We start from the raw sequence: 24,011 nt of genomic DNA, 5'->3' as shown, positions 1-24,011 counted from the left end.
GTCAACCTCCCCTATGAGTGTAGGGCCTGGGCCAGGGCTTGGGAAGAGGAGAAGTAGGCGAAGCCCTTCCCTTCCCCTAGCCTTGGGGGGTCCAGGAGGTAGAGGAAGGGGCCTGCCCCGTTCACCAGGGCGTAGCCCCGCTCCCGCAAGAGGGGCCTCAGGGCCTCGGGGGCCTGGAAGAAGAGGGGGGTTGGGCCTATTTCTGCCACCACCTCCTCCAGGAGGTCCAACCAAGAGGAGAAGGCCCCCTCTTCCACCCCTTGGGGGACGAGGAGGCGCACCGCCCCTCGCTTTTCCCCAAGGCGCTTGAAGCGCCTAAGGAAGCGTCTCAAGGTGTGCCTTTCCTCCCCGCTGGGCCTGTAGGTGAGGTGCTTGTGGCCGTAGGCGCTGAAGAGGAACCCTTCGGGGGCCAGGGCCCTTAGGCGGCTTAGGGTCTTCTCGTCGGGAAGGCGGTGCCACCAGGAGAGCTCCACCGTGGGGAAGGCCTGGCGGTAGGCCTTGAACCCCCCGGGGTAGCCCCAGTAGCCCTGAAGCCCAACCTGGATGCCTCCGGAAGCCTTCACCTTGCAACCCCTACCGGCTCACGGCCGGGGTCCCCGTCCCGGTCTAGGCCAGGGCGGGAGGGCGTCAGAGCCATGCCTCCAAAAAGGCCCGCCCCACCCGGGCCATGAGGGGGGTGAGGGTGTGCCCCGTCCCCTCCTCCACAAAGCGGGCCAGGCGTCCCTCGGGGTAGTGGGGCCTAAGGGCCTCCAGGGTCCTTTCCACCCTCTCCAGGGGCACGATCAGGTCCCTGGTGCCGTGGAGGTGGAGGAGGGGCACGCCCCCGTAGGCCTCCCCCTGCATGGCCGGGGGGGTCTGGTAGAGGGCCTCCACCCTGGGGTCTTGGAGCCTTTGCCCCTGGGGGAGCTTCATGGGAAAGCCGCTGCCGATGAAGGCCAGGGCCGCCTTTGGCCGGAAGCCCCTGGAGAGGAGGAGGTGGACCACAAAGGCCCCCAGGCTCCCCCCTGCCAGGAAGAGGGGGAGGGCGTAGCGGCTTTGGGCCTCCTCCGCCACTCGCCAGGCCTCCTCGGCGAAGGCCAGGGCTACTTGATAGACCTCCTCCACGTAGCTTGGGCTCTTGGCCGAGGGGGGGCTTCCCCGCTCCCCGTGCCTCGGGGCATCGGGGGCCAGGAGGAGGAAGCCCGCCTCGAGGTAGCCGGGAAGGAGGGAGAGGATTAGCTCTTTGGAACCCTGGAGGCCGTGAAGGGCCAGGAGGAGGGCTCTGGGGCTTGGGGGAATCCGGGCCAGGAGGGGAAGGCCCGCCAGGGTGAGGCGCGCTTCCATCGCCTAGGTGAAAAGGCTGGACACCGACTCTCCCCGGTGGATCCGCCAGATGGCCTCGGCGAAGAGGGGGGCCACAGTGAGGGTCTTCAGCTTGGGACCCCTCCTGGGAGGGCAGGTATCCGTGGCCGCCACCTCTTTCACGGGGCTTTCGGCGATCCGCTCCAGGGCCGGGCCCACGTAGACCCCGTGGGTGGCGGCGGCGTAGACCTCCTTGGCCCCCGCCTGCAGGAGGGCCTCCACCGCCTCCACCAGGCTCCCCCCGGTGGAGATCTCGTCGTCCACGATGAGGGCCGTCCTCGCCTTGACCTCCCCCACCAGCATCCTCACCCGCACCTCGGTGTCGGAGACCCGTTCCTTGTCGATGAAGGCCAGGGGGAGGCCAAGCCTTCGCGCCAAGGAGCTTGCCCGCTTGAGGTTCCCGGCGTCCGGGGCCACCACCACAGCCTCCTCCAGGTCCACCCGGGTAGCGAAGTGGTTAGCGATCACCGGCTCGGCGGAGAGGTGGTCCACGGGGATCTTGAAGAAGCCGTGGACCTGGGGGGAGTGGAGGGTCATGGTGAGGACCCGGTCGGCCCCGGCGGTCTGCAGGAGGTCGGCGACGAGCCGGGCGGCGATGGAGATCCGGGGGGCGTCCTTCTTGTCGCTGCGGGCGTAGGAGAAGTAGGGGATGACGGCGGTGACCCGGGCGGCGCTGGCCCCCTTGGCGGCGTCCACCATCATGAGGAGCTCCATGAGGTGGTCCTGCACCGGGGGGGTCAGGGATTGGACGAGGAAGACGTCCCCTTCCCTGAGGCTCTCCTCAAAGCGGACGAAGAGGTTGTCGTTGGCGAAGCGCTGGGTGGTGCTCCTGCCCAAGGGGATGTCCAGGGCCTCGGCGATGGCCTGGGCCAGGGGCCGGTTGGATTGGCCAGAGAAGAGGAGCAAGGGGCGGTCCATGCCGTTCCCCAAGATACCACGCCCCCGGATCAGGGCCCCCGCTGCGGCGAGGGCCGGGATGGGGTGGTTAGAGGGGGGTGATGGCCTCTTGGAGGGGGGTGGTGACCTCCGGGCCCTGGGGATGGAGGTAGACGTCCACCTCCGTGCGCACCCCGAAATCCGGCAGGTAGACCCCGGGCTCCACGGTGAAGGCCAGGCCCGGCACCAGGGGGCGGAAGTCGTGGGTTTCCAGGTCGTCCAGGTGCGGCCCGGAGCCGTGGACCTCCTCCCCCAGGTGGTGCCCCGTGCGGTGGCGGATGTAGGGGCCGTACCCCAGGGCCTCGAGGACCCCCCGGGCCGCGCGGTCCACCTCGTACCCCTTGGGGCGGCGCCCTTCCCGGTGGGCCCCCTCCACGAAGGCGATGGCCCGGTCCCGGGCCTCCCTCACGGCCTGGAAGGCCCGGTGGGCGGCCTCGCCCACCCCGAGCCCCGCCATCCAGGTGAGGTCGGCGTAGACCCCGCCCAGTTCCTTGGCCCAGAGGTCCAGGAGGACCACCTCCCCCGCCTCGAGGCCCTTCTCCCCCGGGGTGTGGTGGGGGTTGGCGCTGTTTTTGCCGAAGGCCACCATGGGGGGGTGGTCAAAGACCAGGCCAAGCCCCTCCAGGACCTGGGCCATCCTCCCCTGGACCTCCCGTTCCGTGGCCTTGGGGTTTTCCCGGAGGAGGGCCAATCCTGCATCCCGGGCCTGGACGAGCCCGGCTGCGGCCCTTTTGTGGCTTTTTAGCTTCCCCTCGTCCCAGGTCTGAAAGAGGAGGAGGAGGGGCCAGGAGGAGGCGGGCTCCAAGCCCATCCCCCTGAGGAGGTCCAGGGTGCCCCCGTCCACCCGGGAGAGGTAGGGGATCTGCCCCCCGGGGACGTACTCCAAGGCGATGCGCCTGAAGCCCTCGAGGGCCTGGGAAAGGCCTTCCAAGAATCCCTGCCAGGTGTGGTAGAGAAGCTGCCTTCCGGGCAGGGAAGGGAGGAGGCTCGCCTCTATGGCGTGGCCGAGGAGGGTGGGTTCCCCCTCCCTCGGGATGAAGTAGGCCAGGCGGCGGGTGAGGTGGAGGTGGCTGAGGCCCAGGACCTGAAGGGCCAAAGGGTTGCTCCGCCCGAAGGAGTAGAGGAGCCAGCCGTCAAACCCCTCTTCCCTTAGGACCCCCTGCACGCAGGACACGTCCATGCCCCCATCCTACCCCTTGGAACCTGCCTCACCTTTCCCCATCCCCACCGTGCTAGCCTTACTGCTAGGGAGGTTTGAGGAATGGTAGAAGCCCAGGAAGCGGTCGTCCGCATCACCCCTTTGGCGGCGGAAAAGGCCAAGGAGATCCTGGCCCGCTACGGGAAGGAGCACGCGGCCATCCGGGTCTACATCAAGTCTGGGGGCTGCTCGGGTTTCCAGTACGGCATGGCCGTGGACGAAAGGGAGCTTGCGGGGGACACCTTCGTGGAGATGCACGGGGTGCGCCTGGTGGTGGACCCCAGGTCCCTCCCTTACCTGGCGGGCTCGGAGATAGACTGGGTGGAAAGCCTCATGGGGGGCGGCTTCACCGTCCACAACCCCAACGCCATAAGCACCTGCGGCTGCGGCCACTCCTTCCGCACCAAGGAGCAGGAGGGGGAGGCCCGCACCTGCGGCCACTAAGCCCTGGAGGGAGCCTGATCTCAGGCTTCTAACCCTTTTTTCATTGACCTTAGGGGCGAGCCGGGTTAAAATGCCCCTGGCCACTAAGAGGGTGCCGCTAGTTTTAGAAAAGGAGGCCACATGAGGAGAGTAGGTAAGCTGGTTGTACTCGGTTTAACAGCCTTGGGCCTGGCCCTAGCGGGGCCTGCGGATAACAGCCTGGTCATCGGGGCCTCCCAGGAGCCCAGGGTGCTGGCGGGGGACTTCCTCTCCATCATCTCCAACCAGTCCATCAAGGCGGAGATCGAGAACTACCTCTACGTTCCCTTCATCACCCTGAACCTGGACGGGCAGAACACCGCCGTCTTGGCCACGGAGGTGCCCACCATCCAAAACGGCCGGGTCCGCTTCACGGACATCGGCCAGGGGCGGAGGCGCCTGGAGATCGACATCACCATCCGGCCTGACGCCCGCTGGTCCGATGGCCGCCCCATCACCACCGAGGACGTGCAGTTCTACTTTGAGGTGGGCAAGGCCAAAGGGATGCCCGTCCTCAACCCCGACTACTGGGAGCGGGTGAACCTCCGGGTGCGGGATGCCCGCAACTTCACGGTGATCTTTGAGCCCGCCTTTGCCACGGACCTCATCGGGAGCCCCATCGGCTACGCTCCCAGGCACATCATGGGGCCCGCTTGGGAGCAGGTGAAGCGCCAGACCGCAGCCCTGGACCCCCAGAGGGACGCCGCCCGGCTAGCGGAGATCTACCGCGCCTTCTTCACCCAGTTCTCCACCCCCGCCTACCTGAACCGGGGCGAGATGGTCTACTCCGGGCCCTTCGTCTTCCGGCGCTGGGTGCCCGGGAGCACGGTGGAGCTGGCCCGCAACCCGCAGTTCCCCATCACCCCTCCGGGTGGGGCCGACAGGTACGTGCAGCGGGTGGTCTACCGCTTCATCCAGAACACCAACTCCCTCCAGGTGGCCATCATGGGCGGGAGCATCGACGCTCTCTCCCGGGTGGGCCTGACCTTTGACCAGGCCCGGGCGCCCCAGCTGGTGCAGCGGACCCGGGGGAGCTTTGACACCTGGTTCGTCCCTGGGGCCATCTGGGAGCACATCGACGTGAACCAGTTCGCCAACGTACCCCAGGTGCGGGACCTGGGCCTGAACGATAAGCGCACCCGCCAGGCCCTTCTCCACGCCATCAACCGCGAGGGCTTCGTGCGCACCTTCTTCCAGGGCCTCCAGCCCGTCTCCCACACCTGGATCGCCCCGGTCAACCCCCTGTACAACCCCAACGTGCGGAGGTACGAGTACAACCTGGACCGGGCCCGGGCCCTCCTGGCGGAGATGGGCTGGCGGCCGGGGCCGGACGGGATCCTGCAGCGCACCGTGGACGGCCGCACCGTGCGCTTTGAGATCGAGTGGGTGACCACGGCGGGCAACGTGGTGCGGGAACGGTTCCAGCAGTTCGTGGCCGAGGACTTCCGCAGGATCGGCATCGCCGTCCGGATCAACAACGCCCCCAGCGCCGTGGTCTTCGCCGACGACTTCATCCAGCGGGCCTCCGAGGGCCGTTGGACGGGCATGTTCATGTTCGCCTGGGTCTCCAGCCTGGTGGAGAACGGGGACCTCTTCTCCTGCCGCTTCCGCCCCACCCGGGAGAACAACTACCAGGGGCAGAACGTGGGCGGCTGGTGCAACGAGGAGTACGACCGCCTTCGGGACCAGGCGGTGGTGGAGTTTGACCCCGCTCGGCGCAAGGCCCTCTTTGACCGGATGCAGGAGATCTGGGCCGAGGAGGTGGCCTCCCTGCCCCTCTACTTCCGCGCCGACCCCCTCATTGTCCGCAGGGGTCTGGTGAACTACGTGAGCGCCGCCTACTCCGGCGGCTACAACTACCCCAACTGGGAGCCCTGGACCATCGGCTGGACGCAGCGGGGGGCGGAGAAGCGCTGGGACCAGGCCCGCTACGCCCTCACCGTCCGCTAGGCGTGGTATAGTCGGGCCTGCTGGGGGTCTCCCCAGCAGGCTTTTTGCCGACGCATAAAAGGAGGTGGCATGTTCGCTTACACCGTAAGGAGGCTTTTGCAGATGATCCCTTTGCTCCTGGCGGCCTCTTTCGTCATCTTCGCCCTCCTGGCCCTCCAGCCGGGGGACCCCTTGGACGAGGTGCGGATGCAAAACCCCCGCATCACCGCCGAGCAGCTAGAGGCCCTGCGCAAGGCCTACGGCCTGGACGATCCCCTGCACATCCGCTACGCCAAGTGGCTCACCCGGGCTCTCCAAGGGGATTTGGGCTACAGCCGCACCTACGGCATCCCCGCAGCGGAGTACATCTTTGAGCAGCGCCTCCCCCGCACCCTCCTCCTCTCGGGCCTGGCCCTGCTCTTGGCCTTGGTGGTGGCCATCCCCGTGGGGGTCTTCTCCGCGGTGCGCCAGTACACCCCAGCGGACTACACCATCACCTTTCTCGCCTTCGTCGGCCTCTCCATCCCCAACTTCTTCCTGGGCATCCTCCTCCTCTACCTCTTCGCCGTCCGCCTGCCGGAGCTCATACCCGGCTTTCCCCAGTTCCCCACCGGGGGGGTGCCCCCCTTCCTCTTTGAGGAGGTGCGCCAGGGGTTGGTGAGCCTCGGCACCTTCCTGGGGCTTTGGGCCTGGCACCTGGTCCTCCCGGTTCTGGTCCTCGCCACCTCCTCCATGGCGGAGTGGACCCGGTTCATGCGGGCTTCCCTCCTGGAGGTGCTCTCCCAGGACTACGTCCGCACCGCCCGGGCCAAGGGGCTCGCCGAGCGGCTAGTCCTCTACAAGCACGCCCTCAGGAACGCCCTGATCCCCATCGTCACCCTGGTGGGCCTGGCCATCCCTGGGGTGATGAGCGGGGCGGTTCTCACCGAGACCATCTTCAGCTACCCCGGGATGGGGCGGGCCATCTTCGACGCCCTGGTGGAGAAGGACTACAGCGTGGCCATGGCCGCCCTGGCCTTTTTGGCCCTGATGGTGGCCCTTTTCAACCTCTTGGCGGACCTGGCCTACGCCCTGGTGGACCCCAGGATCCGCTACAGCTAGGAGGCGGTGCATGCAGCGGGCAATGGTTTCCCCTTCCGAACCCAGGACTTTCTGGAGGACCTTCTGGCGCCGGTTCCGTCGGCACCGGCTGGCCATGGCCAGCCTAGCGGTGATCGCCACCCTCCTCCTGATGGCCCTCCTGGCCCCTTGGATCGCCCCCTACGATCCCTTTGCCCAGCCTCGAGGGGAGGACCTGGCGGAGCGCATCTTCGCCCCCCCGAGCCGGGAGCACCTCCTGGGCACCGACGACCTGGGGCGGGACGTGCTCTCCCGCCTCATGTACGGGGCCAGGGTCTCCCTCCTCGTGGGCTTCTCCGTGGCCCTCTCCAGCGTGCTGGTGGGCCTCTTCATGGGCGCCCTGGCGGGGTACTTCGCCGGGCGGCCCCTGCGCTTCTACCTGGGACCCCTGCGCCAGGCCAAGGAGGGGTTTTATCCCTGGAGCTTCGCCCTTTGGCGCGTCCTCTCCTGGGGCCTCTACTACGGCGTTCTCTTCCTGCTCTTCCAGATGTTCTTGGGCGTCACCGAGGTGGGCCGGGCTGAGGGCGCCTTGGGCTCCTACGTATTCCTGGTGCTGGGTTCAGCCCTGGTGCTCTACGCCGCCTTCTGGGGGCTTTGGGGCGAGATCCGGCTGGACTTGGACACCGCCATCAGCCGGCTCATCGACTTCATGCTCACCATCCCCACCCTTCCCCTCCTCCTCGTCCTCTCCGCCCTCCTGCGGGACCCCCGGGTGCCCGTGGGCCAGTGGGCCCAGGGGGTCTTGGGGGACGCGGCTAGCGTCTTCATCATCATCGCCATCCTCCTCCTCTTCGGCTGGCTCACCCCGGCCCGGATCGTGCGGGGCAACATCCTCTCCCTGAGGGAGCAGGACTACACCACCGCGGCCCAGGCCCTGGGGGCCACGGACGGGCGCATCCTCTTCCGCCACCTCATCCCCAACGCCCTGGCCCCCCTGATCGTCCTGGCCACGCTGCAGGTGGGCTACGCCATCCTGGTGGAGTCGGGGCTCTCCTTCCTGGGCTTCGGCATCCAGCCTCCGGTGGCCACCTGGGGGAACATGCTGGCCAATGCCCAGGAGTACATCTTCATGGCCCCTTGGCTGGCCCTGCCCCCGGGGTTCATGATCTTCATCACCGTCCTGGCCTTCAACTTCGTGGGGGATGGCCTTAGGGATGCCTTAGACCCCAGGAGCCGCCTCTAGGGGGACGCCGGGGAGGGCCTAAGCCCCTGGGCTGCCTAAGCCTAAGGGCCCGGGGGCTTCAGTTTTTCCTCCGGGTAGGCGGCCTCGAGGAAGTAAAGCCCCATGGCCGGGGCGCTGGGGCCGGCCAGGCGGCGGTCCCCGGTCTCCAGGATGGCCCTGAGGCTCTCCGGGGGCCGCTTCCCCAGGCCCACCTCCAGAAGGGTCCCCACCATGCCCCTGACCTGGCCCCGGAGGAAGCTTCTGCCCTTGAAGTAGAAGCGCACCTCCAGGCCCCACTCCCCTTCCAGGACCTCGAGGCGGGCCTCCAAAAGCTCCCGCGCCCCCTCCCGGGTTTCCTCCTTGGCGAAGCCCAGGAAGTTGTGCCGCCCGAGGAGGAGGGGGAGGGCCTCCCGGATGGCCGGGAGGTCCAGGGGCCCCCTTAGCCAGAGGGCCCGGTGGCGGAGGAGGGGGGAGGGGTGGGGTCGCAGGAGGACCCGGTAGCGGTAGGCCCGCCAGAGTGCGTCCTTCCGGGCGTGGAAATCCGGGGCCACCTCCCTGGCGGCCACGGCCTTCAGGTCCTCGGGGAGGAGGCGGTTCAGGGCCTCGGGCACCTTTTCCACGGGGATCCGGCCCTCGAGGTCTGTGTGGAAGGGCATGGCGAGGGCGTGGACCCCAGCGTCGGTGCGCCCCGCGGCCACCGCCTTGGGGAGGGCCCCGATCCGGGAGAGGGCCCTTTCCAGCTCCCCCTGGACGGTGCGCAGGCCCTCCCTCTGCCTCTGCAGGCCGGCGAAATGGGTCCCGTCGTACTCGGCGAGGAGGAGGAGGCGGCGCACGGGGTTAGCTTAGTCCGTGCCCACGGGGGTCTTGGCCTCGAGGGCCACCCCTTCCCCCACGACCTCCAGGCCCACCCGGTCCCCCACCCGGTAGGGGGTGGTGGGGTTTTCCTGCACCAGCACCTCCCGCTCCACCGAAAGGAGGCGCACCCGGTAGGTGAGGTCGTGCCCCTTGAACTCCCGGGCCACCACCTCCCCCAGAGGCCCCTTTCCTGGGGGGACGAGCCTCAGGGCCTCCGGCCTCAGGGAGAGGAGGAGGGGGCCCTTGGCGGGCTCGGCCAGGAGCACGGGGCCCAGGCAGGTCTCCGCGTACCTCCCCTTTCCCTCCCCGGGGAGGAGGTTGGTGCGCCCCAGGAACTGGGCCACGAAGGGGGTCTGGGGCCGGAGGTAGATCTCCTCAGGGGTCCCCACCTGCAGAAGCCTCCCCCCCCGCATGACCCCCAGGCGGTCGGCGAAGGAGAGGGCCTCCTCCTGGTCGTGGGTCACCAGGATGGCGGTGGTGCCCGTCTCCTTCAAGACCTTGCGCACCTCCTCCCGGGTGGCGGCCCTGAGCCCGGCGTCCAGGCTGGAGAAGGGCTCGTCCAGGAGGACCAGTTTGGGTCCAGGGGCCAGGGCCCGGGCCAGGGCGATGCGCTGCTGCTGCCCCCCGGAGAGCTCCCCCGGCCTGCGGTTCTGGAAGAGGGTCATCCCCAACCGCTCCAGGGCCCTCCTCGCCCGCTCCAGACGGTCTTTGCCCTTGAGGCCGAAGGCCACGTTGCCGAGGGCGGTGAGGTGGGGGAAGAGGGCGTAGTCCTGGAAGACGAAGCCGATCCCACGCCGCTCTGGGGGCAGGGGGGTGATGTCCCGCCCCTCGAGGAGGACCCGCCCCACCTCGGGGCTTTCCAGCCCGGCGACGATCCGGAGGAGGGTGGTCTTGCCGCACCCCGAGGGGCCGAGGAGGGCCAGGATCTCCCCGGGGTAGGCCTTGAGGTCTATCCCCTTCAGCACCTCGTGCTCGCCAAAGCGCTTCCGGATCCCCTCTAGCTCTAGAAGCGGCGCTCGCTCCAAAGCAACACCCCCACGAAGGCCGCCGAGAGGAGGACGATGAGGAGGGCGAAGGGGGCGGCCTCGGCGAACATGGCTTCCTGAGTGTAGCCCAAAACCCGGGTGGCCAGGGTGCTGTAGCCCATGGGGGCCAGGAGGAGGGTGATCGGGAGTTCCTTCACCGCCCCGATGAAGGCCAAAGCCCCTCCTGCTGCCGCCCCCCGCCAGAGGAGGGGGAAGGTGACCCGGAAGAAGGCCCCCGTGGGGGTCTCCCCCAGGGTCCTGGCCGCCTCCTCCAGCCTCCGGGGCACCTGGTGCAGGGCTCCCCGGATGGGCCCCAGGCTTTCCGCCAGGAAGTGGAGGGCCAGGACCAGGATGAGGAGGGGGAGGCTGGCGTAGAGGAAGGGGAGGCTCCGGAGGCTAAAGAAGATCCAGGCCAGGGCGAAGGCCAGGGGTGGGATGGCGTAGCCCAGGTAGGCCAGGCGCTCCAGAAGGCGGGAGGCGGAAGAGGGGTAGCGCACCGCCAAGTAGGCGATGGGCAGGGCCATGCCCACGGCGAGGAGGGCCGTGGGCGCGGCCGCCAGGGCGGAGTGGAAGAGGGCCTCGGAGACCCCCTGGAGGTTTTCCCTGGGGAAGCGGCTTGCCAGGTGGAGGAGGGCGTAGAGGGGCAGGACCAGGGCCAGGAGGACGGGGAGGAGGACCAGGAGGTAGGCCAGGGGAGCGAAGGCCCCCAGGTGCACCGGCCGGGCCCTTCGGCTCGCCCCCTTGCCCGTTCGCGCCAGGGCCAGGCGGCGGAGGAGGAGGCCTTCCAAGAGGAGAAGCCCTCCGGTGAGGAGGAGGAGGAAGAGGGCTAGCCAGGCGGCGTAGACCCGGTCAAAGGCGGCGCTGTACTGCAGGTAGATGGCGTAGGAGAAGGTCTCGTAGCGCAGGAGGCTCACGGTGCCGAAATCCCCCAGGACGTGGAGGCCCACCACCAAGTGGCCCCCGAGGAGGGCGGGGAGGAGCTGGGGGAAGGCGGCCCTGAGGAAAGCCCTGAAGGGCCCTAGCCCCAGGGTGCGGGCCGCTTCCTCCAAGGAGGGGTCTAGCCCCAAGAAGGCCGCCCTGAGGGAGAGGAAGAGGTAGGGGTAGGTGATGAAGGAGAGGACCAGAAGAGCCCCCCAGTACCCCTCGAGCCGCGGCAGGGGCAGGATGCCCCCGGGCCCGGTGGCCGCCAGGAGGACGTAGGCCCCCACGTAGCCGGGGATGGCCAGGGGCAGGGTGAGGAGAAGGGCGAAGAGGCGCTTCCCCTTGAGGTCCGTGCGGGTGGTGAGGAAGGCCAGGGGAAGGGCGAGGAGGGTGGTGAGGAGGAGGACCCCCAGGAGGAGGAGGAGGGTGTTCCCCAGAAGCTCCAGGTTCTTGGGCCTGAGGACGATCTCCCAGAGGGCCTCGGGCTCGGCCTCCAGGGCCCTCAGGACCAGGTAGAGGAGGGGCAGGGCCACCCCGCCCCCCGTGAGGAGGGCGGGGATGAGGAAGGGTATGAGCCCCGGGAGGTGGGGAAGCCTTAGGGTCATGCCCCTTCCTCCTGGATCCTCCGCCTTCTTAAACCCATGCGGGATGTCTCCATGGGGCTCCCGGGGCCCCCATCCTGGCCTGGGCCAGGATGGGGTGGTCTCACAGGATGCCCAGTTCCCGAAGCAGCCTCAGGGCCTGGTCCAGGGGGAGCTGCTCAAGGTCCGGCCTGGGGCTTTTGGCCAGGGCCTCCTCGAGGGGAAGGAGCCTCGGGTCGGCCACGACGCCTCCCACCAAGGGGTACTCGCCGATGTTGCCCACGAAGTACTGCTGGGCCTTGGGGGAGAGGAGGTAGGTGAGGAAGCGGGTGGCAGCGGTGAGGTTGTTGCTCGTCCTCAGAATCCCCGCCCCCGTGATCAGGGCCAGGTTGCCCACGTCCCCGTCGGGGAACTGGTACATGTCAAGCCTGTATCCCGCCCGCTGGAAGCGCACCACGTAGTAGTGGTTGGTGGAGGCGAGGTCGATCTCCCCTGCCCGGATGGCGTCCAGCATGGCCGTGTTGGAGGCGTAGACCCTGGGGGAGAGGGCCCGCATCCCCTCCAGCCACTCCCGGGCCCTGGCCTCCCCGTGGAGGGCGATCATCGCCGCCACCATGTCCTGGAAGCTGGAGTAGGTGGGGGTCCAGCCCACCCGCCCCCCAAGGCCCCTCTCCCGGGCGAAGCGGGGTAGGTCCAGGATGCTTTGCGGGAACTCCTGGGCCCGGAACTTCTCGGGGTTGTAGGCCAGGACCCTGAGGCGCAGGGTCACGGGGACCCAGGCCTTGGAGGCCGGGGTAAAGGCCACGGGCTGGCGCAAGAGGGTTTCCCCCAGGGGCCTCAGGAGCCCCCTGGCCGCCGCCTGGCCCAAGGCTCCGGAGGTGTTCCCCCAGAACACGTCCGCGGGGGAGCGCCTTCCCTCCTCCTGCAAGGCGGCCAGCATCTGGGCGTCGGTGCCGTAGCGCACCTGGACCCGGATGCCTGTCTCCCGCTCAAACTGCCTCACCAGGGGCTCCACCAAGGCCTGGCCACGACCGGAGTAGATGGTGAGGGTCTGCCCCTGGGCTAGGCCCAGGCTTAGAGCCGCCACGCCGATAAGGATGAGGAGCTTTCTGCGTTCCACGCGTACCTCCTTTAGGGTTTCCCGGGAGTTCCCGGGGCGAGGGCGCCCTCCGCCTGAGCACTCTACCCTGGGGGGGAGCAAAAGTCAAGTATTCCGGTCGGGTTTATTGAGTTTAGAAGTGAGAATCGCTTGCATCCAGGGGAAAAACCCCGTCAAGTCCGAAGGGGGCGGGGGCGCCTGGCTGGTGTAAACCAGGGGAACGGGGTTTTGGGTGTGCCGGGGGTGCCAGGGCTCCTCGGCGTTCCCGTGGTCGGAGGAGAGGAGGAGCTCCCCCCCTTCCTCCAAGAAGCCCCGGAGAAATCCGGAAAGCTCCCGGAAGCGCCCGGGAACGGCCTCCGGGTCCCGATGGGCCGCCAGGTCCAGGGCCCAGTACTCCAGAACCACCAGGGGGAAGTCCCGGGCCAGGGCCGCCGCCTTGGCCCCTACGCCGTAGGGGTCTTCCCAGAAGCCAGGGGGAAGGGCCAGGGGGTGGCCTAGGCGCAGGAGGGGAAGGCCGGCGAGAAGGGCCCCCTGGGCGAAGGCGGAGAGGAGGAGCCGCCCTCCGCGGATGGCCCTTTCCAGGTACTCGGGGCGGTAGGCGTTGGCGTGGAGGACGCGGAGGCCCCGTTCTCTAGCCCAGGCGTAGAGGCTCTTTACCAGGAGGGGCCTTAAGCGGGGGCTGGGAAAGGGACCCTGGTGGTGGCCCAGAAGCCTGGCGGCGTTCACCCCGGTGAGGAGGGCGGTCTGGCCCGTGCCCGACTGGGGCAGGCCCTCCACCCCCAAGGTGGCGTCCAGGGGGTGGGGGTTCAGCTCCAGGAGCAAGGGGAAGAGGCCTTCCAACGCCTCCCCCAGGCCCAGGCCGTCCACAAAGAGGAAGAGCACCCTCCCAGTTTGGCAAAAGGTGCGCCCGTGCGCAAAGGGAGGGGGTGGATCGGGGTATCCTGCGGGTGGAGGTAAGCCTATGGCGGTGAGAAAAGCCGAAGCGGTTTGGGAAGGCGGGCTGCGTTCGGGGCAAGGGGTTATGAAGCTCGGCAGCCAGGCCTTCCAGGGCCCCTACTCCTTCCCCTCCCGCTTTGAGGAGGGGGAGGGGACCAACCCCGAGGAGCTCATCGCCGCAGCCCATGCGGGGTGCTTCTCCATGGCCCTTTCCGCTTCCCTGGAGCGGGAGGGGTTCCCTCCCAAGCGGGTCTCCACCGAGGCCCGGGTGCACCTGGAGATGGTGGAGGGCAAGCCTACCATTACCCGTATTGAGCTCTTTACCGAGGCGGAGGTGCCGGGGATCGCCCCGGAGAAGTTCCAGGAGATCGCCCAGGCCGCCAAGGAGGGTTGTCCCGTTTCCCGGGCTCTGGCGGGAGTGGGGGAGATTGCCCTCGAGGCCCGCCTTCTCTAGGCCTCTCCCTTCCAGAGAAGGCGGCCGCAGGAGGGGCAGCGGGTAAGGTGCGCCTGGATCACCTTCTGGGCTACGTGGGTGGGCAGGACCACGTTGCACCCCTCGCAGCGAAAGACCTGGCCCTTCGGCAGCATGCGCACCACCCCGGTCCCCCGCTTGGCCCTGCGGATGGCCTCGTACTCCTTGAGCACAGGGGCAGGGATCCCCTGGGCCATGGCCTCCCGCTCCCCCTGGAGCTTGAGGATCTCCCCCTTTAGGGCCTCCACCCGCTCAGCGTTTTCCCTCAGAAGTTCCTCTAGGCGGGGCTTGAGGCCCGTAAGGACCTCCTCCACCCGGGCGATCGCCGCTTCCACCTCCTCCATGGCCTCCATGATGGGGGTGGAGAGCTCCAAAAGCTCCCGGATGCGGTCCTTGATCTGCTGGATGCGGTTCTCGTACTGGGTCTGCTCGCGGGCGCTCTGCGCCTGGCGCTGCTCCGCCTCCGCCTGCTTTTCCTTGGCCGCAAGGTCCTCTATGTCCAGGCTGTGGCGGGCGTAGGCTTTTCTGAGCTCCGCCTGGCGTTCCAGGAGGGCCATGAGCTCCGCCTCCAGGGCCTCCACCCGGGCCTTTAGGGCAAGGAGGTCTTCGGGAAGGGTTTCCGCTTCCTTTTGCAATCGGTCTATTTCCAGGTCCTTTTCCTGTAGCGCGTGCAGTGCCCTCAGTGCCTCCGCCCCGTTCACGCCTCCCATTCTAAACCCAGAAGAAAGGGGTTGGTGCGGGCCTCGAGGCCCAAGGTGGTGCTTGGCCCGTGCCCGGGGTGGACCTGGGTTTCCGGGGGCAGGGTGAGGAGGCGCTTGAGGGAGGAAAAGAGGGCCTCGGGGTCGGCCCCGGGGAGGTCGTAGCGGCCCACGCTTCCCTGGAAGAGGAGGTCCCCGGAGAAGACCTGGTTCCCTTCCTGGTCCAAGAAGGCCACGTGACCGGGGCTATGCCCAGGCAGGTGCCAGACCTTTAGGCCATAGACCTCCATCCCCTCCTCCAGGGGCTCTACCCCGGGGGGCGGGGGCGGGATGGTGAGGCCGAAGAGGGCGGCCGTCTCCGCTGCCTTCTCGTAGAGGGGCAGGTCCAGGGGGTGGAGGAAGACGGGAAGGCCCAAAGCCTCCACCAGGGGGGCCACCGCCCCCAGGTGGTCAAAGTGGGCGTGGGTGAGGAGGATGGCCCTGGGGGGGATCCCCGCCTCCTCCGCTAGGGCGAGGAGCCTTGGGGCCTCGTCCCCCGGGTCTACGAAGACCCCGCCCAGGGGGGTTTCCACCAGGTAGGCGTTCTCCCCCAAGGGGCCCACGGTGAGGCGGAAGGCCCTCATGGCTCCGTGGGCAGGCCCTCCTGGAGCCACTCGTGCAGCGAACCCAGGTAGTTCCGGGCCTTGACCCCGAGGCTCCTCAGGATGAAGAAGGCGAGGGAGCTCCGGGCCCCGGAGTGGCAGTAGAGTCCCACCTCCTGCCCCGGTTCCAGCCCCAGCCGCTCCAGCACGGTCCTTGGTTCCAGAAAGAGCTCCAGGGGGGCGTTCCTGCTTCCGGGGATGCGCCCCCCCCGGGGGCAGCAGGGGGGGTAGACCAGGCCCTTGTGCTCCTCGGGGCTCCGCACGTCCAGGAGGAGGGGGTGGCGGGCGGCCTCATCAACGGTGAGGAGCCAGTCCCGCCTGAGGCGGGCCACGGTGTCCGTGGGCTCGGGCTTGGGCTCCTCCTTCTCCGTGGCTAGGGCCTCCCAGCCCTCGGTCCAAAGCTCCACCTCCAGCCCCCCAAGCCCCAGGAAGAAGGCGGTGCGGCAGAGGCGGCTGGTGAGGCCCTCATCGTAGAGGACCACCCGGCCTTTCAGGCCCAGGCTCTGGAAGAGCTCGGTGAGAGCCGCCTCGAGGGCCCTTAGCTCCGCTTCTTCCCTCAAGCGAAGCCGAGGAGCGGAGAGGTCCAGGTGCCGGGCCCCGGGGAGGTGGCCCGCCTCGTAGGCAGGGCGGGGCCTCGTGTCCACCAGGACCGCGTCTTTAGGAAGCTCCATGACCTGATTATAGGGGGGCTATGGATAAGTCAAAGGACATTAGGGTACTTGACAAACATAAGCGCAGGTGATATAAGCAGAGATGGAGGTGATAGCGATGGCCCTGGTGCGTAGGGATGCTCGTTCCACCGAGGTTACGCCCTTCAGGACCTGGGGTCCCCTCTCCCTCCTGGAGGAGGCCAACCGGCTCTTTGAGGAGGTCTTGGGCGATTTTGGTCGCCCCATGGCCACCTACGTGGCCCCGTCGGACCTCTACGAGACCGACGAGGCCCTGGTCCTGGAGATGGCCGCGCCCGGCCTGGCCCCTGAGGACCTGGAGGTGAGCCTCGAGGGCAACAAGCTCACCGTACGGGGCCAGGTGAAGCCGGTGGAGGAGGCCAAGGCCCGCCGCTACTACCTGCAGGAGATCCCCCATGGCTCCTTCGTGCGCACCTTCGCCCTCCCCGTGGAGGTGAAGGGGGACGAGGCCAGGGCGGAGTTCCGCCACGGCATCCTCCGGCTCACCCTGCCCAAGGTGGCCGAGGCCCGGGCCAAGCGGATCCCCATTGAGGTGGTCCAGTAAGGCCTGAGGCGGCCCCCGGGAACAACCCGGGGGGTTATTTTTTAGGCTTTCCTTAAAGCCTGGGTGAGCCTCCGCAGGGCCTCCTCCAGGACCTCGGGGTAGGTGGCGAAGTTGAGGCGCACGTAGCGGTCGTACCCCTCTCCGAAGTTCTCCCCGGGGTTCAGGGCCACCCGGGCCTCCTTCAGGAGGTGGGAGGCCGCCTGGGGAATGGGGGTCTTCAGCCAGGCCAGGTAGGTTCCCTCGGGGGGGAAGTGGAAGAGGCCCATCTCCCGGGCCCAGGCCGCCACCCGATCCCGGTTCTGCCGCAGTTTGCCAAGGATCTCCCTAAGCCACCCTTCCCCCTCCAGGAGGGCCGCCTTCCAGGCGGCCATGGCCAGGACGTTGGGGAAGGTGGGGGGGAGGTGGCGCCTTAAGGCCTCCACCAGGGGCTTGGGGCCGATGGCCGCCCCCATGGGCAGGCCCGCCAGGTTGTAGGCCTTGCCGGGGCCCAGAAGGGTGAGGGTCCTTTCGGGGAGGAAGCGGGCCAGGGGGACGTGGGGCCTCTCGTAGGTGAGGGGGGCGTGGAGCTCGTCGGAGACCACGATGAGGTCGTGCCTGCGGGCGATCTGGGCCAGGGCCGAAAGCTCCTCCTCGGCGAAGACCCGGCCCGTGGGGTTCTGGGGGTGGCAGAAGAGGAGGAGCCGGCTGGCGTAGGCCAGGCGCTCGAGACCCCCCAGGTCCAGGCGGTAGCCCGCCTCGGTCTCCAGGAGGGGGTTGGCCAGGAGGGTGCGCTTCTGCTCGCGGATGGCGGAAAGGAAAGGGGGGTAGATGGGCACCTGGGTCAGGACCCCCTGCCCGGGAGCGGTGAAGGCGGCCACAGCGGCGTAGAGCCCCACCACCACCCCCGGGAGGAGGGCCACCTCGCCCTCGAGGCCCCCCCTCTCCAGGAGGAGGGCCTTAAGCTCCCGGTCCCCTTCCCGGGGCGGGTAGCCCAAAAACCCTTCCGCCCGCTCCCCTATGGCCCTCCGGATGGGCTCGGCCACGGGGAAGTCCATGTCCGCCACCCAGAGGGGGAGCACGTCCTCGGGGTAGGAGCCCCACTTCAGGGAGTCCTTGCGGGGAGGAAGCCTCATGGGGCCATCTTACCCGAGGGCCTTAGGTGTGGTCCTGGACCACCTCGAGGCCCATCCCCTCCAAGGCCCCCACCAGGGCCTTTACCGCCTCCTTGACCCCTTGGGTGATCAGGGGGTGGCCGAGGCGGCTCACTCCGGCATAAAGGCCGTGGGCGCTTTGGCGCACCTCCAGGAGGAGGTCCTGGGTGAGGTCCTCCTCCTCCACATGGGTGAGGACGTAGAAGCCCCTTTCCCCTTTGGCGACCTCTAGGAAGAGGGCCACCCCTTGGGGGAAGCGGATGGGGGCCTGGGGCAGGGCGAGGGCCTCGGGCAGGGGGCCTCTTAGAAGGGCGTGGGCCATGGGGTACCTCCTTATGGGAGGCCAGGGATGGGGGTCCTCGGCCTCCTTGGTGAAGACGGCGTGGAAGAAGGGCCGCCCCATCTCCCGCCACTTGAGGGCGTACTTCGTCAGGAGGTGGGCCTCCGGGGGCGGCGCGGTCTCTATGCGGTAAAGCCCCGTCCTTTCCGCCTCCTCCAAGGCGAAGCGGAAGTATTCCTCGTGGTCGGTGGTGAGGAGGAGCCTTCCCCCCTGGGCCAGCCGGGTGGAGAGGCGGCGGAAGAAGGCCTCCCTTAGGAGGCGTCTACCTTGGTGCCTTTTCTTGGGCCAGGGGTCGGGGAAGTTGACGATGACCTCCAGGATGCTCCTTTCCGGCACCAGGTTCCTGAGGGCGAAGCCTCCCTCCCCCAGGTAGAGGCGGACGTTCCCGATCCCCTCCCGCCTAAGCCGCCTGAGGGCCCGCTGGACGCTCCCCGCCGAGACCTCGGCCCCCAGGATGAGCCTCCCGGGGTGGGCCTTGGCGTAAAGGGCGGTGAAGCGGCCGTCCCCGAAACCCACCTCCACCGCCAGGGGGCCTTCCCGGCCGAAGAGGGCCTTGGGGCTTGGGGGAAGCTCGGGTAGAAGGGCGGGCCGAACCAGCACGAGGGGGCATTCTAGCAGATTTTCAAGGGATTTTCATACCTTCCCTCTAGCTTGGCCCTTGGGGGTGGGCCATGGCCCCATTGGCAAACCTCGGCGCTTCCCTGGAGGAGACCGCCCAAAAGCCAGGGGGTCCCTGGACCGGCGCGACCCTCCGCTTGCGCCCCCAGGAAGCCTTGGGGGCTGTGCGCCCCACCCTGGGGAGGTAGTCCGTGCGGGTCCTCCTGGTGGACGACGAGCCCTTGCAGCGCCTCCTCCTCATGCGGGCCTTGGCCCCTTTGGGGGTGGAGGTGGGCGAGGCCAGGAACGGGAGGGAGGCCTTGGACCTCCTCCAGGAAAAGCCCTTCCACCTGGTCCTCACCGACCTCCACATGCCGGTGATGGACGGCCTCGAGCTCACCCAGGCCCTCAAGGCCCAGGACCCTTTGCTCCCCGTCATCCTCCTCACCGCAGACCGGGAGAGGGAGGTGCGCCTAAAGGGCCTCCAGGTGGGAGCCGACGACTTCCTGAACCGGCCCGTGGATCTCTCCGAGCTCAGGCTTCGGGTCAAGGGACATCTGGAGAGGCGGCGGCTTCAGGAGGAGCTGGAGGAGCTGGAGAAGACCCTCTTGGTCCTGGTGCGGGCGGTGGAGGCCAAGGACGCCTACACCGCGGGGCACGGGGAGCGGGTGGCCCGGTACGCCCTCTTTGGAGCGGAGGAACTTTCGGCCTCCCCCGAGGAACTCAAGGACCTGCGCATGGGGGCTCTCCTGCACGACATCGGCAAGGTGGGCATCCCCGACCATATCCTGCGGGGGGACCACCCCCTCACCGAGGCGGAGCGGGCCTACATCCGCAGGCACCCGGTGCTGGGAGACGAGATCCTGAGGCCCCTCAAGGCCCACCCCCGCCTTCGGCCCTACGTGCGCTGGCACCACGAGAGGCCCGATGGCTCGGGCTACCCGGACGGCCTCAGGGAGGTCCCCCTCTTGGTCCAGGTCCTGAGTGCGGCGGACATCTACGACGCCCTCACCAGCGGGAGGGCGTACCGTGCCCCCCTCAAAGGGGAGGAGGCCCTCGAGGTCCTGGAAAAGGAGGCCAGGGAGGGGAGGCTCTCCCAGGAGGCGGTGTGGGCCCTTAGGAGCGGCCTCGTCCGCAAAAGGGCCTTGGGGCCCCGCTAAAGCCCGTACTCCCCCCAGCGGGCCTCCACCAGGGCCTTCACCTCAGGGTCCATGCGGATCCGCTCCGGCCAGACCCTGCGGAAGCCCTCCTCAGGAAGCTTCCTGGTGCCGTCCAGGACCAGAACCGGCCCCTCCACCCCCGCCATGACCCGGGCGTCCCGCTCGGGGTCTATGTTGTTGAGGACCGCCCAGAGGAGCTCCTCGGGGGTGAGGGCGGTGTCGTGGTCGGCGAGGAGCATGAGCCTGATCCCCGCGCTCTCCGGGCACCTCAGGAGCCTTTCCGCCAGGGCGAAGGCCTGGTGGGGCCTCTCCTTTCTCAGGACCACCCCCCAGACCCCAGGCCACTGCCGCTGGCCCAGGGCCTCGGGTTCCCTGGGGAGGTGGGCGTGGGCCCTGGGGGTGAAGGGGACCTCCCCCCCTTCCTCGGGCAGCTTCCGGGTGCCGTCAATGAAGAGCTTGCCCCCGAAGGCGAAGGCCCGGGAGCTATGGTCCAGGACGTCCATGGGCCCCCGGAGGAGGAGGGTGTCCCGCCCCGGGAGGGCGTGCTCCAGGGCCTTCTGCAGGGCGGGAAACCCCGGCTTCAGGGGCACCCCCTGGTCCACGGCCACGATGGCCTTGGCGAACATCATCTGCCCTAGGCCCAGCATCCCCTGGGCCACCTTGTAGGCCTGGCCGGGGTACTCCTTCCTCAGGGCCACGTTCACCCAGTTGTGGGCCACGCCCTCGGGGGGCATGTAGTAGTCGGCGACCTCGGGGAGGACCAGGCGGAGGGCGGGCAGGAAGAGCCTCTCCGTGGCCTCGATGAGGTAGGCGTCCTCCATGGGGGGCATGCCCACAATGGTGGCGGGGTAGATGGCCCCCCGGCGGTGGGTGATGGCGGTCACGTGGAAGCGGGGGTAGAGGTCTACGGGGGTGTAGAAGCCCGTGTGGTCGCCGAAGGGCCCTTCCTCCACCAGGGGCTCCTCGGGGTCAACGTAGCCCTCGAGGACGATCTCCGCCTCGGCGGGCACCGGCAGGTCCACGGTGACCCCCCGGGCGAGCTCTATGGGGACCCCCCGGAGGAAGCCCGCCAGGTGGAACTCGCTCACCCCGGGAAGGGGGGGAAGGGGGGCGGTGGCCGCGTAGGTGAGGACCGGGTCCCCCCCCAGGGCCACGGCCACGGGGAGCTTCTGCCCAAGCCTCCTGGCCTTCTCCAGGTGGCGGCGGCCCACCTTGTGGAGCTGCCAGTGCATGGCCGTGCTCCGCCGGTCCAGGACCTGCATGCGGTACATGCCCAGGTTGAGCTCCCCCGTCTCCGGGTCCTTGGTGATGACGAGGGGCAGGGTGAGGAAGGGCCCCCCGTCCAGGGGCCAGCACTTGAGGATGGGCAGGCGGGAGAGGTCCACCTCCTCCCCCTTGAGGACCACCTCCTGGACCGGGGCTTTGCGCACCCGCTTGGGGAAGAAGCCCCGGAGGAGGGGGAGCTTGGGGAGGAGGCCCAGGAGGGCGGAAAGCCCCCCTTGCCCGGGTTCAGGGCCAGGAGGCGCTCCACCTTGCGGGTGAGCTCGTCCAGGTCCGCCACCCCCAGGGCGAAGGCCGTGCGCTCCCGGGTGCCGAAGAGCCCGATGGCCACGGGGAAGTCCTTGCCCACCACCCTTTCAAAGAGGAGGGCGGGCCCCCCCGTCTTCACCATGCGGTCGGCGATCTCGGTGATCTCCAGCTCGCTTTGGACCGGCACCTGCACCCGCCTGAGCTCCCCTCGCCTGTCCAGGGCCTCCAGATAGGTGCGAAGGTTCCTAAACACCCCTCGAGCTTACCAGAAGGGGGGAAGGGGGGCAGGCTTGGGGCTACACTTCCAGGACCAGGTGCTCCAGGCGGAAGCCCCTCGGGTTCCCGTGGACCAAGACGGCCTCGAGGCGCACCGGGAGGTCATCCCGGCCCAGGAGGAAGCGGGCGCTAGCCAGGAGGCGGGCCACCTTCCCCGGGGTGAGGGCCTCCAGGGGGGTGCCGAAGGCCCTCGAGGACCTCTGCTTGACCTCCACCACCACGTGGACCCCGTCCCTTTCCATGAGGAGGTCCACCTCGCCGAAGGGGGTACGGCGGTTTCGCCCAAGGAGGCGGTAGCCCTTTTCCAGGAGGTGCCCCAGGGCCACCTCCTCCGCCCAGCGCCCCCTCAGGGTGTCCATTCCTGGTAGAGGAATCCGTCCAGGTAGAGGCGGAAGCGGGCCTCCCCCTGGATGGTGTAAGCGCCCTCCAGCCCTAGACCCTCCTGGCCCGGCCCCTCGTAGAGCACCTGCTCCCCCCTCTCGTCCCAAAGCACCAGGCGCACCTGGCGGCCTGTGGCCTCCGGAGGAAGGCTCAGGGTCAGGTTTAGGGTGCGCTCCCTCGGTTTGGGGGGCGCCGGGGGAAGGAGGACCTCGCCCCGCACCGCCACCCTCAGGCGCACCCCGCCCCCCGGGGGCATGGGGGTTCCGGGAGCGGGCTCCTGGGCCAGAACCATGCCCGGAGGGGCTCCGGCGGGCACCTCCTCCACCTGGGCCTGGAGCCCAGCGGCGTTGAGGAGGAAGAGGGCCTCCTCCCGGGTGAGGCCCGTGAGCTGGGGCAGGGGGACCGTGGACCCCACTCCCTGCCCCCGGGAGAGGAGGAGGCGCACCCCAGCCCCCGGGGCCAGGGGGGTTCCGGGGGGCGGGTCGGTGGCCAGGACCGTTCCCAGAGGCTCCGGGCTTTCCAAGAGGGCCTTGGCCTCCACCCGGAAGCCCAGCTCCCCTAGCCTTGCCTCCGCTGCCTCCTCCCTCAGGCCCTGGAGGTTGGGCAGGGGGTTGAGGCGGGCCTGGTTGAGGGTGAGGCGCACGGTGCGCCCCTCCCTCAGCCGGGTGCCGGGCGGGGGCTCTTGGGCCAGGACCACCTCCTTGGGCTTGGTGGGGTCGTTCCCCTCGCTAACCTCCAGCCTGAGCCCCGTGTCCTTGAGGAGCAGGAAGGCCTCCCGGGCGGTCTTGCCCACCAGGTCTGGAACGGGGTACTCCGGGGGGTTGAAGTAGCGGTAAAGCCCCTGGGAGAAAAGCCAGAGGCCCAGGGCGAGGAGGAGCAGGCCGGGGGCCACCCCCAGGAGGAAGCCTCGCCCTCTTCCCGTGGCCCCCTTCCTCCCCTTCAGGGGCCAAGGGGAGAGGTAGGCCACCCCCTCTTCGGCCATGGCCAGGTGGTCCCCGCCAAACCCCAGGGGAGCCAGGGCGGCCAGGGCCTCTTTAGGAGGAGGTTTGCCGGAGAGGGGCTTTTCCGTAAAGAAGACGTAGTGCCGCCCGGGCTTGGCGGAGATTTGGGCCTCCAGGAGCCCTAGCTCCTGCAAGCGGCGCACCGCAGCTCGGTAGCGGTAGAAGCGCTCCTTGTCCTCGGGAGTCTTGACCGCAAAGAAATACACCCACCCGCCCTCCACGCGAAAGAGGGTGACCCCTGCCTCCTCCCTCAGGGTTTCCAGCACCGGGTAGCGGTCGTCCAAGAGCATGCCCCGCCAATTATACCCTTTTCTTCCCGGTCCTTTACCCTTCCCAGCCCAGGGAAGGCCGCGCTTAGGCGCCTGCCGGCGCCATCCCGGCCCAAACCGGGGTGGGGTGGTATTCCCGCCCCTTATACTCAGGGTGGTATGTGGGATGTGCTGGTGGTGGGCGGGGGGCCTTCAGGGCTCTCCGCCGCCCTATTCCTGGCCCGGGCGGGCCTTCGGGTGCTGGTTCTGGACGGGGGGCGTTCCCAGGTCCTCACGGTGAGCCGGGTTCCCAACTACCCCGGGCTTCTGGACGAGCCTTCGGGCGAGGAGCTTTTGGAGCGCCTAAGGGAGCACGCCCGCCGCTACGGGGCGGAGATCCGCCAGGGCGTGGTCCAGGGCGTGCGGGACATGGGGGGGGTCTTTGCGGTGGAGACGGGGGAGGGGGTGGTAGAGGCGGAGAGGCTTCTCCTTTGCACCCACAAGGACCCCACCCTGCCTTCCCTGCTGGGCCTTACCCGCAGGGGGGTCTTTATAGATGCTGACGAAGGGGGGCGGACCAGCTACCCCCGGGTCTACGCCGCCGGGGTGGCCCGGGGCAAGGTGCCGGGCCACGCCATCGTGAGCGCCGGGGATGGGGCCTATGTGGCCGTACAGCTGGTCTCCGACCTCAGGGGCGAACCCTACAAGGACCACGCCAAATAGCTGGCCCCCTCTTTCGG

Annotated in this window: 24 protein-coding genes and 1 pseudogene; 8 read left to right on the top strand and 17 right to left on the bottom strand. The window is 68.8% G+C overall.

Annotation, left to right across the window (positions count from 1 at the left end; genetic code table 11):
- Nucleotides 1–11 precede the first annotated feature (11 nt).
- The 4 genes from ATI37_RS06295 to ATI37_RS06280 form a co-directional block, all read right to left on the bottom strand.
- Nucleotides 12–563: a DUF72 domain-containing protein gene (locus ATI37_RS06295; RefSeq protein ID WP_232822456.1), complete on the bottom strand. Its 552-nt coding sequence runs from the start codon at nt 561–563 to the stop codon at nt 12–14.
- Nucleotides 564–627: 64 nt separating this feature from the next.
- Nucleotides 628–1,323, bottom strand: coding sequence for an alpha/beta hydrolase (locus ATI37_RS06290; protein WP_117237617.1), 696 nt, complete (start codon nt 1,321–1,323; stop codon nt 628–630).
- A 3-nt stretch (nt 1,324–1,326) separates the two neighbouring features.
- A complete protein-coding gene (locus ATI37_RS06285; protein ID WP_117237616.1) occupies nt 1,327–2,259 on the bottom strand; it encodes a ribose-phosphate diphosphokinase in 933 nt (310 codons plus the stop codon).
- Nucleotides 2,260–2,326: 67 nt separating this feature from the next.
- Nucleotides 2,327–3,457 (bottom strand): M24 family metallopeptidase, encoded by a 1,131-nt coding sequence (locus ATI37_RS06280; protein WP_117237615.1) that lies wholly within the window; start codon nt 3,455–3,457, stop codon nt 2,327–2,329.
- An 81-nt stretch (nt 3,458–3,538) separates the two neighbouring features.
- Between ATI37_RS06280 and erpA the strand changes: the two genes are divergently transcribed.
- From erpA to ATI37_RS06260, 4 genes are all read left to right on the top strand, one after another.
- Entirely contained in the window at nt 3,539–3,919 is a 381-nt protein-coding gene (gene erpA / locus ATI37_RS06275; RefSeq protein WP_117237614.1) for an iron-sulfur cluster insertion protein ErpA, read from the top strand.
- Between the two features lie 120 nt (nt 3,920–4,039).
- On the top strand, nt 4,040–5,887 hold the full coding sequence (locus ATI37_RS06270; RefSeq protein ID WP_117237613.1) for a peptide ABC transporter substrate-binding protein: 1,848 nt from the start codon (nt 4,040–4,042) through the stop codon (nt 5,885–5,887).
- Nucleotides 5,888–5,956: 69 nt separating this feature from the next.
- A complete protein-coding gene (locus ATI37_RS06265) occupies nt 5,957–6,967 on the top strand; it encodes an ABC transporter permease (RefSeq protein ID WP_117237612.1) in 1,011 nt (336 codons plus the stop codon).
- 10 nt (nt 6,968–6,977) lie between these two features.
- Nucleotides 6,978–8,168, top strand: coding sequence for an ABC transporter permease (locus ATI37_RS06260; protein ID WP_117237611.1), 1,191 nt, complete (start codon nt 6,978–6,980; stop codon nt 8,166–8,168).
- Nucleotides 8,169–8,209: 41 nt separating this feature from the next.
- Here ATI37_RS06260 and truA read toward each other — a convergent pair whose 3' ends face one another.
- The 5 genes from truA to ATI37_RS06235 all read right to left on the bottom strand — a co-directional run bounded on the left by truA (nt 8,210) and on the right by ATI37_RS06235 (nt 13,510).
- Nucleotides 8,210–8,980 (bottom strand): tRNA pseudouridine(38-40) synthase TruA, encoded by a 771-nt coding sequence (gene truA, locus ATI37_RS06255; RefSeq protein ID WP_117237610.1) that lies wholly within the window; start codon nt 8,978–8,980, stop codon nt 8,210–8,212.
- Between the two features lie 9 nt (nt 8,981–8,989).
- The gene (locus tag ATI37_RS06250; RefSeq protein WP_117237609.1) at nt 8,990–10,027 is read right to left on the bottom strand and encodes an ABC transporter ATP-binding protein; all 1,038 of its coding nucleotides are present in this window, start codon (nt 10,025–10,027) and stop codon (nt 8,990–8,992) included.
- Nucleotides 10,006–11,553, bottom strand: a complete 1,548-nt coding sequence (locus ATI37_RS06245; protein ID WP_117237608.1) for an ABC transporter permease — start codon at nt 11,551–11,553, stop codon at nt 10,006–10,008. Before ATI37_RS06245 ends, ATI37_RS06250 begins: the two co-directional genes overlap by 22 nt.
- Before the next feature lie 100 nt (nt 11,554–11,653).
- A complete protein-coding gene (locus ATI37_RS06240; RefSeq protein ID WP_117237607.1) occupies nt 11,654–12,649 on the bottom strand; it encodes an iron ABC transporter substrate-binding protein in 996 nt (331 codons plus the stop codon).
- Between the two features lie 84 nt (nt 12,650–12,733).
- On the bottom strand, nt 12,734–13,510 hold the full coding sequence (locus ATI37_RS06235; RefSeq protein ID WP_117237606.1) for an alkaline phosphatase family protein: 777 nt from the start codon (nt 13,508–13,510) through the stop codon (nt 12,734–12,736).
- Between the two features lie 79 nt (nt 13,511–13,589).
- Between ATI37_RS06235 and ATI37_RS06230 the strand changes: the two genes are divergently transcribed.
- Entirely contained in the window at nt 13,590–14,018 is a 429-nt protein-coding gene (locus ATI37_RS06230) for an OsmC family protein (RefSeq protein WP_117237605.1), read from the top strand.
- Here the strand turns inward: ATI37_RS06230 and ATI37_RS06225 are convergent.
- The 3 genes from ATI37_RS06225 to ATI37_RS06215 are packed head-to-tail and all read right to left on the bottom strand — an operon-like array spanning nt 14,015 to nt 16,046.
- Nucleotides 14,015–14,746, bottom strand: a complete 732-nt coding sequence (locus ATI37_RS06225; RefSeq protein ID WP_117237604.1) for a zinc ribbon domain-containing protein — start codon at nt 14,744–14,746, stop codon at nt 14,015–14,017. The genes ATI37_RS06230 and ATI37_RS06225 overlap by 4 nt on opposite strands.
- On the bottom strand, nt 14,734–15,357 hold the full coding sequence (locus tag ATI37_RS06220) for an MBL fold metallo-hydrolase (protein WP_117237603.1): 624 nt from the start codon (nt 15,355–15,357) through the stop codon (nt 14,734–14,736). The genes ATI37_RS06225 and ATI37_RS06220 overlap by 13 nt, the downstream gene beginning before the upstream one ends.
- The gene (locus tag ATI37_RS06215; RefSeq protein WP_117237602.1) at nt 15,354–16,046 is read right to left on the bottom strand and encodes a sulfurtransferase; all 693 of its coding nucleotides are present in this window, start codon (nt 16,044–16,046) and stop codon (nt 15,354–15,356) included. The genes ATI37_RS06220 and ATI37_RS06215 overlap by 4 nt, the downstream gene beginning before the upstream one ends.
- A 97-nt stretch (nt 16,047–16,143) precedes the next feature.
- Here ATI37_RS06215 and ATI37_RS06210 point away from each other — a divergent pair, with 97 nt between their 5' ends.
- Nucleotides 16,144–16,608, top strand: a complete 465-nt coding sequence (locus tag ATI37_RS06210) for an Hsp20/alpha crystallin family protein (RefSeq protein ID WP_117237601.1) — start codon at nt 16,144–16,146, stop codon at nt 16,606–16,608.
- Nucleotides 16,609–16,649: 41 nt separating this feature from the next.
- Here the strand turns inward: ATI37_RS06210 and ATI37_RS06205 are convergent, their stop codons facing one another.
- Both ATI37_RS06205 and trmB read right to left on the bottom strand, forming a co-directional pair.
- Nucleotides 16,650–17,720 (bottom strand): MalY/PatB family protein, encoded by a 1,071-nt coding sequence (locus ATI37_RS06205; protein ID WP_117237600.1) that lies wholly within the window; start codon nt 17,718–17,720, stop codon nt 16,650–16,652.
- 22 nt (nt 17,721–17,742) lie between these two features.
- Nucleotides 17,743–18,678, bottom strand: a complete 936-nt coding sequence (gene trmB / locus ATI37_RS06200) for a tRNA (guanosine(46)-N7)-methyltransferase TrmB (protein WP_117237599.1) — start codon at nt 18,676–18,678, stop codon at nt 17,743–17,745.
- A 209-nt stretch (nt 18,679–18,887) separates the two neighbouring features.
- On the opposite strand from trmB, the gene ATI37_RS06195 reads away from it, so the two are divergent.
- Nucleotides 18,888–19,835, top strand: coding sequence for a response regulator (locus tag ATI37_RS06195; protein WP_117237598.1), 948 nt, complete (start codon nt 18,888–18,890; stop codon nt 19,833–19,835).
- Here ATI37_RS06195 and ATI37_RS06190 read toward each other — a convergent pair.
- From ATI37_RS06190 to ATI37_RS06180, 3 genes and pseudogenes are all read right to left on the bottom strand, one after another.
- Nucleotides 19,832–21,618: pseudogene (locus ATI37_RS06190) on the bottom strand (menaquinone biosynthesis decarboxylase). The gene ATI37_RS06195 and the pseudogene ATI37_RS06190 sit on opposite strands and share 4 nt — an antisense overlap.
- A gap of 43 nt (nt 21,619–21,661) precedes the next feature.
- Nucleotides 21,662–22,000, bottom strand: coding sequence for a YraN family protein (locus ATI37_RS06185; RefSeq protein WP_117237597.1), 339 nt, complete (start codon nt 21,998–22,000; stop codon nt 21,662–21,664).
- Nucleotides 21,988–23,313 (bottom strand): PASTA domain-containing protein, encoded by a 1,326-nt coding sequence (locus ATI37_RS06180; protein WP_117237596.1) that lies wholly within the window; start codon nt 23,311–23,313, stop codon nt 21,988–21,990. The genes ATI37_RS06185 and ATI37_RS06180 overlap by 13 nt, the downstream gene beginning before the upstream one ends.
- A 138-nt stretch (nt 23,314–23,451) precedes the next feature.
- Here ATI37_RS06180 and ATI37_RS06175 point away from each other — a divergent pair, with 138 nt between their 5' ends.
- Nucleotides 23,452–23,994: an NAD(P)/FAD-dependent oxidoreductase gene (locus ATI37_RS06175; RefSeq protein ID WP_117237595.1), complete on the top strand. Its 543-nt coding sequence runs from the start codon at nt 23,452–23,454 to the stop codon at nt 23,992–23,994.
- The last annotated feature ends 17 nt before the right edge of the window (nt 23,995–24,011 follow it).

This window comes from Thermus sediminis, from assembly GCF_003426945.1.
GTDB lineage: Bacteria > Deinococcota > Deinococci > Deinococcales > Thermaceae > Thermus > Thermus sediminis.
Note: the sequence above shows the minus strand (reverse complement) of the source record. Positions and strands in the feature narration are given on the sequence as shown.